The sequence below is a fragment of the Oceaniferula spumae genome (assembly GCF_042849255.1).
GTDB lineage: Bacteria > Verrucomicrobiota > Verrucomicrobiia > Verrucomicrobiales > Akkermansiaceae > Oceaniferula > Oceaniferula spumae.
Genome location: NZ_AP026866.1, coordinates 1,812,526 through 1,826,297 on the forward strand (window position 1 = coordinate 1,812,526; position 13,772 = coordinate 1,826,297).

At 52.6% G+C, this 13,772-nt stretch carries 9 protein-coding genes; all 9 read left to right on the plus strand.

Annotation, left to right across the window (positions count from 1 at the left end; all coding sequences use genetic code 11):
* Positions 1-79: 79 nt before the first annotated feature.
* Positions 80-874, plus strand: a complete 795-nt coding sequence (locus tag ACSPJT_RS07585; protein ID WP_435895768.1) for a DUF1206 domain-containing protein — start codon at positions 80-82, stop codon at positions 872-874.
* A 308-nt stretch (positions 875-1,182) separates the two neighbouring features.
* Positions 1,183-2,958 carry a phosphoenolpyruvate--protein phosphotransferase gene (gene ptsP / locus ACSPJT_RS07590; protein WP_435895769.1) on the plus strand — a complete coding sequence of 592 codons (1,776 nt, stop codon included), beginning with the start codon at positions 1,183-1,185 and terminating at the stop codon, positions 2,956-2,958.
* 4 nt (positions 2,959-2,962) lie between these two features.
* Positions 2,963-4,429 (plus strand): PEGA domain-containing protein, encoded by a 1,467-nt coding sequence (locus tag ACSPJT_RS07595; RefSeq protein ID WP_435895770.1) that lies wholly within the window; start codon positions 2,963-2,965, stop codon positions 4,427-4,429.
* Positions 4,426-6,057, plus strand: a complete 1,632-nt coding sequence (locus ACSPJT_RS07600) for a hypothetical protein (RefSeq protein WP_435895771.1) — start codon at positions 4,426-4,428, stop codon at positions 6,055-6,057. Before ACSPJT_RS07595 ends, ACSPJT_RS07600 begins: the two co-directional genes overlap by 4 nt.
* Before the next feature lie 220 nt (positions 6,058-6,277).
* Entirely contained in the window at positions 6,278-7,972 is a 1,695-nt protein-coding gene (locus ACSPJT_RS07605) for a potassium channel family protein (protein WP_435895772.1), read from the plus strand.
* Between the two features lie 75 nt (positions 7,973-8,047).
* The gene (locus ACSPJT_RS07610) at positions 8,048-8,869 is read left to right on the plus strand and encodes a DUF1853 family protein (protein ID WP_435895773.1); all 822 of its coding nucleotides are present in this window, start codon (positions 8,048-8,050) and stop codon (positions 8,867-8,869) included.
* 101 nt (positions 8,870-8,970) lie between these two features.
* The gene (locus ACSPJT_RS07615) at positions 8,971-10,113 is read left to right on the plus strand and encodes an FG-GAP repeat domain-containing protein (RefSeq protein WP_435895774.1); all 1,143 of its coding nucleotides are present in this window, start codon (positions 8,971-8,973) and stop codon (positions 10,111-10,113) included.
* 48 nt (positions 10,114-10,161) lie between these two features.
* On the plus strand, positions 10,162-11,175 hold the full coding sequence (locus ACSPJT_RS07620; RefSeq protein WP_435895775.1) for an alpha/beta fold hydrolase: 1,014 nt from the start codon (positions 10,162-10,164) through the stop codon (positions 11,173-11,175).
* Between the two features lie 247 nt (positions 11,176-11,422).
* Positions 11,423-13,771 carry a DUF1592 domain-containing protein gene (locus ACSPJT_RS07625; RefSeq protein ID WP_435895776.1) on the plus strand — a complete coding sequence of 783 codons (2,349 nt, stop codon included), beginning with the start codon at positions 11,423-11,425 and terminating at the stop codon, positions 13,769-13,771.
* Position 13,772: the final 1 nt, after the last annotated feature.

Below are 13,772 nucleotides of genomic sequence, written 5' to 3' on the forward strand. Positions count from 1 at the left end.
AAAAATCGACGATCGCAAGTCAGCACATTACCCATTTCTAACACTATGTAATTTCCTGAATCCTGCTATCATAGGCGACATGCCCTCACACAATTCGTCGTCTTGGATAACGCACCTCGCACGTGCCGGATATGCGGCGAAGGGAATCGTCTATGGCACGGTCGGTATCATGGCCATATTAGCTGCGGCAGGAACTGGCGTGGCAGCTACGGGATCATCGGGAGCGTTGCGTGAGATTGCCTCGAAGCCATTCGGAGCAATCGCGTTAATCATCATCGGAGTGGGTTTACTCGCTTACTCGGTCTATCGCTTCATGTGCTCGATCTTTGATTCAGAAAGCAAGGGTGATGACGGTGGCGGTCTGGCGAAACGTGCCGGCTATCTAGGCAGTGCTATTTTCTACGCTGCGCTGGGGGTGTCAGCTCTCACAGGTCTGGGCGGAAGTGGAGACAAGGAAAAGGAAATGACCTCAGGTGTGCTCAGCATGCCAGGTGGAAAATATCTCCTCGGCACTTTAGCGATCGCTATAATCATCGCAGGAATCTTCCAGTGGATCAAAGCGCTGAAGGGCAGCTATAAAACCAAATTCACGTTAGATTCTTTCGCCTCAGGCAAGCGGCATTGGATTGAACGCTCAGCCAAGTTCGGACTGATCGCACGCGGCATCGTTTTCCCAATCATGGGGGGATTCCTACTCATCGCTGCCATACAGTCTGACGCCTCAGAGGCTGTCGGATTGGGTCAAGCACTTGAAAAACTCCAGAACCAGTCCTATGGTTCCATACTCTTAGGAGTTACAGCTGCTGGTCTGATCTGTTATGCCATCTATTGTGAGATCTTGGCTGTGTATGGAAATTTTGAAAACTCCCACTAATCTCTGAATATGTCCGCCACTAATTCGCGGCTTCACTAACTTCCGACCAACTACTTCCTGAGCTAAACCTGCAATAGAACTTGCTTCTCACTCAGCACCTTGACGTGCGTATCACATGGGCGAATGTGCTTGGCAGTGATAACCGTAGAACTATCTTCCAACCCAACGAATTTGATGCCTTATTTTCCCATCCAGTTCACTACCCACAGGAGCTTATACACTTCCCCCTACCCCATGATGCTCGATTCACCCACGGCTCTTTCTCCTGAGCCACTTGTTACTGAAAAGAGTTCAGACTCGTCTTCTCAATGAGTGAATCATCGACATCTGCACCGACCGAATTGCACGGTATCGGTGTTGCTCCCGGAGCCGCCATGGGCACTGCGTTCGTTCTGTCCGCGGCTGACCGCCAGGCTCCTGATCGCGACATCACGGATGAAGAAATCCCCAACGAGGTCCTACGACTCCAAGAGGCACTGCTCATCACTCGCAATCAAATCAGCGACATCCAGAAGCAGATGACGGAAGCCATCGGAGCCGAGGAGGCGGGTATCTTTGACGCCCACCTGATGATGGCGGAGGACCATTCCTTTATCGAAAAAATTCTCAAAGGTCTCAACGAGAGGAAGAAAAACGTCGAGGCCATCGTGCGCGAGGTGGCGGATGATTATGCCAATGCATTTCTAGGGATCGATGACGACTACGTCCGTGAGCGTGTGGCCGACCTACGTGATGTGACTCGCCGTATTTTACGAAACCTCGACAGTCCGGAAGAAGCCGATCCGTCAACGATGGCAGAAGGAAGCATCGTTCTTGCCCAAGACCTCTCACCCTCTGAAACCGCAACGCTTGACCGCACAAAAGTCATCGCCTTTGCCACCGACCAAGGAAGTCAGACATCCCACACGGCGATCACCGCACGTTCGTTGGAGATTCCGGCTGTCGTCGGACTCGGTGAAGTCACTTCACGCGTCAAGCACGGCGATCCGGTTCTGATCGATGGAACTCAGGGAGTCGTGATCGCGAATCCGACTCAAGAGCAACTGGTCCATTACGGACACCTCACTGAGGCGCGGAAAGAAATTACCGACCGCCTGCGTGAGTTCGAAGACCGATCTGCTGAGACGAGTGATGAGAAGGAAATCTGGCTCGGGGCGAATATCCAATCGCCCTCAGATGTGTCCGCTGTGAAGGAACATGGAGCCAGAGGTGTCGGTCTGTTCCGCACCGAGTATATGTTTCTGTCCCGCAGCGATCTGCCCGATGAGGAAGAACAAACGGCGGCCTATGAAGAAACGGTCCGTGCGCTGTCGCCTGATCCAGTGGTGATCCGCACCCTCGATATCGGTGGGGACAAAATAGCGACGAGTATAAAGACCCGACCAGAAACCAATCCGTTTCTCGGCTGTCGCGGCATCCGTTTCTCACTCGCTCAACCTGACATTTTTCTCACCCAGCTGCGTGCTATTTTGAGGGCCAGCGTTGCCGGTAATGTTAGAATCATGTTTCCGATGATTAGTAATGTCGGAGAAGTGTTAGAAACCATTGCCTTACTCGACCGCGCCAAGGACGAACTCCGCAATGAGGGGCATGATTTTAATCCTGACATCGAGGTCGGTGTCATGATCGAAGTGCCCGCCGCTGCGCTGGGAGCTAGGCTGATCGCCCCGCACGTTGATTTTTTCAGTATTGGCACCAATGATCTGATCCAGTACGCCTTCGCGGTCGACCGACTGAACGACAAAGTGGCGCCGCTCTACACCCCCACCCATCCAGTGATTCTCGATCTAATTGCTAAAACCGTTGCCGCCGCCCGTGCGCATAAGCGACATGTTAGTGTCTGCGGTCAGATGGCGAGTAACCCCATCCTCGCGCCCCTCCTCGTCGGTCTCGGTGTCGATGGCCTGAGCGTGAGCCCACCATCCGCATCGCTGGTTAAGCGTGCATTGATTGGAGTGAAGCAGTCTGAGTGCACTGCCCTGGCAGAATCCGCTCTGCATACAGAGTCCGCGGATGAAGCGCTTAACCTCTGTCGTGAGCTATGCTTAGCCACCGCTCCGGAGATCATCGAACTTCTCGGATAAAACCATGAATCGCTTACGTAAAATCCTGTCTTGGTTCTTTGTGTGCAGCTACGCAATCCTCTGCCCGATGTTAATCGTGTACGCCCTTGGCTACGTGAAAGGCGGCTTGATCATTCTCGATGTCACCCCGCCGGAGGCTGAGGTAGAGATCGCAGGTCAAACATTGACCGGACCTTGGCCAAAGACAATTTCGCGCCTGCCGACGGAGAACCTTCAAGCCCATGTGCAAGCACCCGGACACGGAGAAATGACACGCGAAGTTTCCGTTACTCGAGGCGAGGCCACCGTCTTGGACCACCTGTTACTACTTCCTGATCCGCTGGTGCCACGCGTCGTCATCCCCGACACGACGTTCTCCCACTTGCAAGCTCTCGATGGAACATCCCACCTCCTTCTAACAAAAACTAAAGGACCTACCTTGCTGGCCTTCGACTGGAAAAAAGGCGAGGCAGTCCCCGTGTTACCATCGGATTCCGAGCTTAACGCAGCTCCGGTCAAACACATCGATACCGTCGATGGCAGCGAGTCTGCCGTGGTATGGTTCCGCCATAAAAAGCATGGTGGTGCGGTGGTCGATCTCAGCCACACTCCAGCCGTCGTTCGCGTCGTTCCGGAACTGGCCGGCAAAAACCCACCCAAAATCCTTTGGGGAGGAATCAACCCGGAGGCCTTTTTCTTGGTCGAAAAAGGATACGTGCGGCGCGCTTTCAAAAAGAACAAGGGAGCCGCCGTGGAAGAGGTCGAGGACGGCTCGCAGCTCATCGGTAGCTCGACGTGGCGTGGCTTCGGCATGGGTGACAGCGAACTCTACGGGCTGGATGCCAGCTGGCAATTACGCCGGATGGATCGGTTCGGAACGCCGTTAAATACAGACGAACCGGAGCCAAGAGCGGAGGAGGTTGAAAAGGCGCGACTGTTGTTTGGTGAGAAGGAGTTTTTCAGCATCATCCCCATCAACGACGAGGCGTTCTTTTTCCTCGGTGAAAACGGAACACTATTGCAGAACCAGCTACCTCATCAACTAGTGGGTGAAAACGTGAAGATCCGTGGAGCCAAGCTCGCTCCCAATTCAGGCCGCGCTCTCATCTGGCAGCCTAACAAAGCCGGAATCATCAATGAACCGATCCCTAGACGACACCGTGGTGGACAACTTCAGCCGGGCCGTGTCGTGCGCTGGTTTTATGAAAAGGGATCTAACATCAGGGCCGCCTATTTCGTCCACGATGGCTCACACGCCTTACTGTTAGATGGCGATCGCGTGTTACTCGTCGAACTTTTCCCCGGTGTCATCGCCGCCAAGCGCGAAATCACCAAGGTGAAATCCGGCAGCTCCATCGCCTATTCCGAGGAGTCAGGAACCTTGTTTTTCCTCGATGCCAAGCGCGGCCAGCTCAATGCACTCCGGCTTCTCCCGGAAACGAAAGTTAAAACCCCAGCGGCGAAGATTTCCGTGATCAAACCAGCACCATGACCGAGTCAACGGACAGCAGTGAATTTGTGTATGGCTTGGACGGGCTCTCAGCTCGCGACGAGCGGCAGCAGCGATTTTTTGAAATCCTACCGGGTGCGATCAGTTGGGGCCTGCTACTCGGCATGGTGGCGCTCAGTTGGTTCAGTCCGATCTATGCCATCGTGTGCATCCTCGCATTCGACCTGCTATGGGTCTTCTATCTCGGCTACGCCGCATGCGTGATGATTGCATCGGCGCTACGCAACAGGACTGAACGCGATACGGATTGGATGGCACGTCTCAAGCAGTTCGATACCGCAGTGGCGGATTCGGCCGCTCTTACGGACGCCAAACCAGCTGATTTTTTCCAACGCCTGTCGCAGAAAATCCACCGCCGCCAACTGAACAGTTTACTCAAGAGCGGAGACAAGGTGCCAACCTCCGAATCCATTCATCATGTGGTCATCTTCACGATCTCCACCGAGAGCCGGCAAAATATTGAATCGGTGGTGGCGAGCTTGTTAGAGCAAGATTTTCCACTCGACCGAGTGATGGTCATCCTCGCCCCACACGAAGGTGCGCCTAAGGCCGTTAAAAAAGTCGCGTGGAATATGCACCGTGAGCACTACGAGCGTTTCGCCGCATTTTACGTAGCACCACACCCGTCTGCGGAAGAAGGAAGAAGCCCGGTCAAGGGCGCTGCCGTGAACTTCGCTGCCCGCATGGCAGCTACGGCCATGGAAAAAGAGGGTGTTGATTCATCCAATGTCATCGTCTCATGCCTGGAAGCGAGCAGCTACCTCAGCACCGATTACTTGTCCTGCCTCACGTGGAAATTTCTAACATGCCCGGATCGCGAGCGTGTTTGTTTCCAGCCGGTTCCTGCATATCACAGCAACATCTGGAAGGCTCCTGCCATTGCGCGGCTTCTGCATGTCGGTTCCTCTTTCCTGCACCGTATTGAAGCCACCGATCCAGTAGGCCTTGTTAGCTTCGGTAGCTATAGCATGAGTCTGAAGACGATCATCGATGCGGGATACTGGCCTGACGACGAACTGTTCTTCGGTGACTCGGAATTTTTCTGGAAAGCATTCCTACGTTTTGATGGTCGCTTCCGCACAGTGCTAACAACATCGATGATCTCGCAAGACATCGTCAGTCCTGACACGTTCAAGAATACTGTGGAGACGGTTTATTTTCGGAAGGAAAAAGATGCCAAAGCGATCCGGAACTTCCCTATCGTCATGCGTGGATTCCTTCAGCAACGTGGCATTCCGCTGATCACCAAACTCCGCCACAGCGCGACAATGTTGATGAAACAAGTTGGTGCAGCCACGTGGGTATTTCTCTTACTGGTGATCGGTTGGCTCCCCGGATTGGTAGCCAACTGGGTGGCCCCCAATTCCTCCTTGAGTTACTTCGCGCCAAGGATTCACGCCATTGTCGCCCTGTTCGCCCTCATCACCCTGGCCATCGTCGCATTATTGAGCCTCCTCCAGCTGCCCAAACGCGAGCCTGGCACCAAAAAGCGTTCTCTGCTGACACATCTCTGGATCTGGATCGTCATACCACCACTTGCCATCATTCTAACGGCCTACCCTTACCTTTGTGTGCAAACTCGGCTTATGCTGGGTAAAACTCGACGTTGAAACCGACCAGTCGGGAATTCATCACAACTCAGATCACGTTTTCAATTTCCATCGCGAAAAATTGAAACGCCTTTTAAGTCGAACCTCTCCGATCTTCATCTATGAATCGTTCAGGATTGGAGTCCATTACTCACTTGGTTTTACAGAATGGCAATAAACCGATTTTTCTTTTCCCTTTCTTTTCTGACGGTCTGCGATGTAATCACATAGTTCACTATTCATGAAATCTCTTCCGACCATTGTCGCGGCGTTCCGGGAAAACCGGATAGACCGCATTAACCTTCGAGCTCTCATCCGGCTACTCGCGGTGCTGCTTTCGTTAGTCATTTCCTACAGCATTATTTTCCATATTCTGATGCTGCGGGAAGGACAGGAGCACAGCTGGCTGACTGGCTTCTACTGGACCCTAACAGTAATGTCGACACTCGGCTTCGGCGACATCACTTTTCATTCGGACCTTGGACGTTTCTTCTCTGTCGTGGTGCTCATCACCGGTGTCGTCTTTCTACTCGTCCTTCTCCCCTTTACCTTCATTGAGTTTTTCTATGCCCCATACATCCGAGCCCAGGAACGGTCGAAAGCTTCAACTCAAGTTTCCACAAATACGGAGGGCCATGTGATCATGACCGAGTATGGTCCTGTCGCGCGATCTCTTAGCCGCTTACTCGATGACTACGGCTATCCCTACTACGTGCTCTCTTCCACATTGGATCAAGCACTCGATCTGCAACACCAAGGGGTGCCTGTCATCCTCGGCGACTGGACCGATCCTGACAGCTTTTCAAAGCTAAACATAAAGAAGGCCCGCATGGTGGTCACCACTCGCGATGACATCACAAACACTAACATCACCTTCACCGCGCGCGAGCTTTCCGATGACGTCACCATTGTCGCGTCCGCATCCACAAATGGTGTGCGCGACGCCCTCGAGCTCGCAGGAGTCACCCACATTCTCCAGCTTGAGGATCTCATGGGAAAAACCCTCGCCCGACGTGTGATAGGCAACGATGCCAATGCCCATGTGATTGGAGCCATCGACGACCTTCGCATCGCTGAGACAGGCATTGCACGCACTTCTCTGCCTGGAAAAACAGTCGCAGAAAGTGGCATCTTCGAACAAACTGGCATGGTCGTGGTCGGCAGATGGGACCGGGGAAGCTACTACCCTACCGACCTAACAACACCGCTGACACAGAGTTCTATTCTCTTATTGGCAGGCACCGAAGCCCAAGTCCAAAACTACAATGATGTCTTTGGCGTCACGACAGAAAAAAGCTGCAAAGTTGTGATCGTTGGAGGTGGACGCGTAGGTCGCGTGCTCTCTCGCGCGCTTACCGAGGCAGGAATCGAATGGATCATTATCGAAAAAATTCCGGAGCGAGTAGACAACATCGACCACAAAATCATCGGCGATGCATCCGAGTTTGATGTGCTGGTAGCATCCGGTATGCATGACGCAGCATCAGTCATCATCACCACCCATGACGATCCCATCAATACTTTCCTAACCATCTTCTACCGGCGCCTGCGTAGCGATGTTCAAATTATCTCTCGTTGTACCCAGCCCCAATATGCCTCACGACTCCACCGTGCAGGAGCTGACTTGGTTCTCTCTTACGCCTCCATGGGTGCTAACACCATATTCACCTACCTTCGTGGCAGCGGCACCGTGCCGTTAGGAGATGGCGTCAATGTGTTCACCATTCCTGTTCCTCATTCACTGGTCGGCGTCTCCATCGCCCGATCTGAGGTCCGCTCAAGAACCGGTTGTTCCATCATCGCATTAGAAGTCGACGGCCAACGGCAGTTCAACCCCGGACCTGATCAGCTGCTTCCTGAGAATTGTAGCATGGTGTTAGTAGGAACACTCGAAGCCGAACGTGAGTTTCTCTCGACCTTTTGCAGCGGGCACTAGACTGACAGGCCTAGCTACCTAACACAGGATTGTGGATAACCAATGGCTTCACCACCGCGCCTAACAATGACAGCCATGGCCCCGTCCACCAGCATCGTATCCAAAGCTCTATTTCAGAACCTTATTGAAGGCCCACCACTTCTCGGAGATCTCCCGGAAGGATCTGCTTTCCCGTGCCATTCCTTGGTTAAACCAGAGGATGAACACCCTCTGAACCTGCCGCAAAAACTCGGGCATCTCTACGAAGATGCGTTAGCCGTGTTATTGGCAACCACGCCTCAATATGACACCTTAGCACAGAGTATTCAGATCCGTCAAAAGTCGGGACTTACGCTGGGAGAACTGGATTTTTTGGTGAGAGACCTTATTTCAAATCAACTGATTCACCTTGAGCTAGCAGTGAAATTCTACTTGGCCGTCGAAACGGAGAACAGGCTGTTACTGCCGGGGCCAGATGCTCGGGATAATTATTTTCGGAAGCTGGAAAAGATGAGGTCGCATCAATTGCAGCTGACCAAAACTCATCGCGATTTACTGCCTGAAAAATTTCGCGGTGAAGAGATTGTTGTCCAGCAGTTGGTGCATGGTTGCGTTTTCAATCATGTGAATGCCAGCGAACCGTTGGAAGTGGAATTTCTTAATCCTGATGGGCGACGCGGAAAGTGGCTGCATGCGGAAGAATGTGCCGAATATTTCGGAAACGATGCTCGGCTAGAGGTAATTCCAAAACCCCTCTGGCCAGTCCCCTTGGAAATCATGTCAGGAATAAAATTGAAAAAATGGGAACCCGATGAAGGCTTGGATCGCTGCGTGATGGTGCGGGCTGAGGGAGGGAGCACTCCCTATTTCATTGCCCCAACTGGATATCCCTCAGTTCACGATTCTGACAGAGGCTGAGGCATTCCATGGATGTAACCCAAGCTCATCACTCATTCACCTAACATCAGTCATTTACAAGTTCGCTTGTGGCACCTCCAACGTTCTATTAAAGTCTAATCATGAAAGCTCTTATCCCTCTGGTTATCGTATTGATCGCACTCACCGACAATGCATCTGCTCAGACTTGGAAAAAACATACCGTCACTGAGCAGGGGCATTGCAATACCGCTGTGGCTATGGATGCGAACGGCGACCGACACCTCGACGTGATCGCCAGCATGAACGGCAAGGTCAGTTTGTTCATAGCACCGGATTGGAAGGAAATCATCCTGCATCGATTCCCCGGTGAAAAGAGAGGCTGCATCCACAGCGCTGTGCTCGACGTTGACGGTGACGGCGATCTGGACTGGGCTGGAGCGCTTGCGCACGGTCATCCGTTCTGGCTCGAGAACCCAGGTAAGGAGAAAGCTCAGAACGCTGCTTGGACAGCACGCGTCATTGACCACGAGATCACAGGCATTCACTGCATTCTCGCCTCCGACATCAATAACGACGGCAAGCTCGATCTCGTGATCAATAACTTTTTACCGGACAAAGGCATCGGTGACTCGATCGCTTGGTTCAGCGTTCCCAAGGACTGGAAAAATGCCAAGCAATGGGATCGGCACGTTTTTGCCAACGGTGACGCCCGAGGAGGAAGTCACTACATGGGCGCAGGTGATATCGATGGCGACGGCTGGAAAGAGATCGCTGTTGGAGCAAAGGGGAAACCTTTCGAAGATGGAAACTGGTTTGCTTACTGGACGAACCCAGGCAAGGCTGGCGTGAAAGGAGCCTGGAAAAAAACGATTCTTGCCGAAAACCAACTGGCAGCGACCAACATTCTCCCGGCCGATGTCAACGGCGACGGCAAAGTCGATTGGGTGGCCAGTCGTGGTCACAGTGCAGGCGTCATCTGGTTCGGGGCTCCTGATTGGAAAATTAACGAGATTGATCCCGACATCAAACAACCACACAGCCTAACCCTCGCAGACCACGATCAAGATGGCGACATCGATGCTGCCAGTTGTGGATACGGTAGCGAGTGGGTGCGCTGGTATGAGAATGACGGCAAAGGAAAATTCACCATTCACACACTCGACAAGGGTCAGCAGAGCTACGACCTCCGAAGCATCGATATGGATGGTGATGGCGATCTCGATTTGCTCAACGCCGGCCGAGGCTCGAAGAATGTGGTCTGGTATGAGAATCCTCTGAAGTGAGTCAACAAAACCGGTTGAAAGCCACCGCTTTGCCCGTAGCTTGGAAATATGATAAGAAACATTTCAGGATTCGCGACGGCTTTGGTATTAGGGATTTCCGGTTTGGCGAGTTCCGCGCCTGCTGAAGAAGTGAAAGCGCTGGGAATACGGCTTGAGCATTACGATTACCCGTTTGAGGTATCGATGTTCAAATTCAAGGACCAGCAGCAGGATCTCGAAATGGCCTACATGGATGTAAAGCCGGAGAAACCTAACGGTGAAACGGTGCTGTTACTCCACGGAAAGAATTTCTGCGGAGCCTACTGGGAAACAACAGCGAAGCGGCTCGCGGCGGATGGCTACAGGGTGGTGATGCCGGACCAGATCGGTTTCGGAAAATCCTCCAAGCCTGCGCATTATCATTTTACCTTCCAGTCCCTCGCGACTAACACACTCGCGCTGCTAGATAAGATTGGGGTAAAGAAAACTCACGTGCTCGGGCACTCGATGGGCGGCATGCTGGCCAGCCGGTTCGCGCTGATGTTTCCAGAGCGCACGCAGTCGCTGATCTTGGAAAACCCGATCGGTCTTGAAGATTGGAAAACCAAGGTGCCATACCCTGGAGTCGACCAATGGTACAAAGGTGAACTGGGCAAAACCAGTGAGGGCATTCAAAAGTATCAGCTGGAAAGTTATTACGATGGTAAGTGGAAACCTGAATACCAACCATGGGTCGACATCCTCGTCGGTATGGTGAAAAGCGATGGCTATGCCGCCGTGGCTTGGAATCAGGCGCTCACCTACGACATGATTTTCACCCAGCCGGTGGTCTATGAATTTCCTCTGATCAAGGTTCCTACTCTGTTGATCATCGGCCAACGCGATACCACAGCATTGGGCAAAAATACGGTGCCGGAAGAGGTCGCGAAGACCATGGGCAATTATCCAGAGCTGGGAAAAAAGACGGCTTCTGCGATCCCTGACTCGAAGCTGGTGGAGATCAATGACATTGGTCACCTGCCACATATCGAGTCTTTTGAGAGATTCATCGAGCCGCTGCTCACTTTCATTGATAAGAAATAAGGGCACATGTTGCCAACGCATGGATTGCATATATTACCCCCTGTAAATCCGTCTTTCAAAATACCCTTTTCAGGGTATATACTAATTCTGTAATCAGTTGATAATGATCGACCGATGGCAGTTTCCTATCCAGGTGATTTGTTGGTTTTTGCTCCCGAGAATAGACAGCTAAGATACCCACAGTGACAGACTCCAATATTCCGATGCGTAACCGAATAATTCCCCCTATCCCAATTCATGCATCAAAATGAGCCGGCATCAAACTACTCGCAAGAAACACGGCCTTAGTTTGCTGTGCCTTGTTGCCAGCCTTATCCCCACTGCTTCAGCCGAGGAGGTTACATTCGATGGCCATATTCAGCCGCTACTAAAAGAGTATTGTTACAAATGTCACGGCGAAGGTAAGAAACTCAAGGGAGACCTGGACCTCACTACTTTCACCTCTGAGAAAGAGGTCTTTGCCAAACGCAAAATCTGGCTGGAAGTGCTGTATCAGATCGAAAGCGAGGAAATGCCTACTAAAGAGCCGCTGCCCACGGCTGAGGAGCGTAAAGCCATGGTCGCGTGGCTCAATAAAAAGCTCAACAACGTCGACTGGTCAAAAGTGCGTGATGCCGGCCACGTCACCATCCCAAGGCTCACAAAAACGGAGTATAACAACACCATGCGCGACCTGCTAGGTGTTGATCTTCGCGCCGGACACATTCTTTCTGATGATGGCGAGGGGCAGAGCGGGTTCACCACGGACCGCGCCAATCTTTTTCTCAGCCCGGCTGCCATGGAGAAATATTTCATGGCTGCCAGAAAGGCGTTGGATACGCTCACCGCAGAACCGATTAAGCCGATTAGTAAACAGGTGGAAGCCGAAACCATGTTCATGACGGAAACCTCAGTCAAGCCGAGCAAGGTGGCAGGCATCACCGGCTACAACCTCAGAATCGGTCAGATGACACTCTACGAATCCGTAGATTTCCCAGCCGACGGCATCTATAAAATCCGCACGCATGCTGTGCCCACAGATCTCTCAGTAGGTTCGCTGACCATGCGGATCGATAACGAACCCAAGGGCACTCTTAAATACACCGGCTCATCGCCATCGATTCAGGAAATCACCTGTTTTGTGACCAAAGGAGCCCATCAAATCTCGTGGAATATCGCTGGCAGAAACGGCAAAAAGGAGAAAAAGAAAAAGGGCCCAAAAACCAAGTCGCCTAAAACAAACGGCCCCGTCACCGTTGACTGGGTGAAAGTGGAAGGCCCTGAGAATTCAGGTATTGGTGTCGATAAACGACATGTGTTTCACGTCCTTCCCGGACCCGATGTCACGGAAGACCAGGCGGCTCAGCGAATCATCGCCCGTTTCGCCCAGCGCGCAGCAAGACGCCCGATGAGCGGCTCGACTACGAACCGGTATTACAACCTCTACAAAAAGGCATCTGCCAAAGGCGAGAGCTTCGAGGACTCCGTCAAACTAGCCCTCACAGCCATTTTAGTTTCTCCGCATTTTCTCTACCGTAACGAGCTGGCGCCCACAGGAAACGATGAGGAGTTTGCGTTAGATGACTACCAGATCGCCTCACGTCTGTCCTACTTCCTCTGGATGTCGATGCCAGATGACGAACTCTTCACGCTAGCGGAGGGAGGAAAACTCCGCGATCCCATTGTGCTACGACAGCAAGTCAAGCGCATGCTGTTAGATCCCAAGGCTCGCGATTTCACTTCCGCCTTCCTCGGGCAGTGGCTTGGTTTCGAGGCTCTCGGAGTGAATGTCTTACCCGATGAAAAACTGTTTCCTGAATTCAATCCCCAACTCGCCGAGGCGATGAAACAGGAAACCGTGCTCACCTTCGAGCACCTCATCCGCAATGGACACAGTCTACTCACTCTCCTAGACACCAATGCCACCTACCTGAACGAGGATCTGGCCAATCACTACGGCATCCCCGGAGTGAAGGGCGCTAAGATGCGTCCTGTACTGCTGAAAGATTCGAACCGAGGCGGACTACTCGGAATGGCCAGCGTGCTCACCGCCACCTCCAGCCCTACTCGCACCAGCCCAGTGCTGCGTGGCAAGTGGGTCGTCGAAACCCTTCTCGGCGAACGCATCCCAGAGCCACCGGCAGACGTACCTGAGCTAACAGCCAATGCGGGGCTGAAGAAAAACATGACTCTGCGCGAGGAGTTAGAAGCTCACCGGAAAAAGGAAGAATGCGCCAGCTGCCATGATCGAATCGATCCCATCGGATTCGGCATGGAGAACTACGATGCCATCGGGCGCTTCCGCAAGAAGGAGGCCGGAGGACAACTCATCGATAGCTCAGGCACCTTGGACGGTTTCAAATTCAGCGGCGCAGCCGAGCTAAAAGCCTGGCTAATGAAAGAGCGCAAGAAGCAGTTCATTCGCAATATTTCGGAACGCATGCTCGCCTTTGCATTAGGTCGGGAGATTGCCACTTTCGACGAGGCGCCTTTGAGAAAAATCACCGCCGCGCTGGAAAAGAACGATTACCAGGCCTCGACATTGATCGAGGAAATCGTGCTCAGCTATCCGTTTCTGCATCAGAACAACTCACCACCAAACCCAGACGAAAAATGAA

Bases quoted from the DNA above. Each gene is read 5' to 3' on its own strand.
- ACSPJT_RS07585 (WP_435895768.1), top strand. From the start codon at position 80: ATGCCCTCACACAATTCGTCGTCTTGGATAACGCACCTCGCACGTGCC.
- ptsP (WP_435895769.1), top strand. From the start codon at position 1,183: ATGAGTGAATCATCGACATCTGCACCGACCGAATTGCACGGTATCGGT.
- ACSPJT_RS07595 (WP_435895770.1), top strand. From the start codon at position 2,963: ATGAATCGCTTACGTAAAATCCTGTCTTGGTTCTTTGTGTGCAGCTAC.
- ACSPJT_RS07600 (WP_435895771.1), top strand. From the start codon at position 4,426: ATGACCGAGTCAACGGACAGCAGTGAATTTGTGTATGGCTTGGACGGG.
- ACSPJT_RS07605 (WP_435895772.1), top strand. From the start codon at position 6,278: ATGAAATCTCTTCCGACCATTGTCGCGGCGTTCCGGGAAAACCGGATA.
- ACSPJT_RS07610 (WP_435895773.1), top strand. From the start codon at position 8,048: ATGGCCCCGTCCACCAGCATCGTATCCAAAGCTCTATTTCAGAACCTT.
- ACSPJT_RS07615 (WP_435895774.1), top strand. From the start codon at position 8,971: ATGAAAGCTCTTATCCCTCTGGTTATCGTATTGATCGCACTCACCGAC.
- ACSPJT_RS07620 (WP_435895775.1), top strand. From the start codon at position 10,162: ATGATAAGAAACATTTCAGGATTCGCGACGGCTTTGGTATTAGGGATT.
- ACSPJT_RS07625 (WP_435895776.1), top strand. From the start codon at position 11,423: ATGAGCCGGCATCAAACTACTCGCAAGAAACACGGCCTTAGTTTGCTG.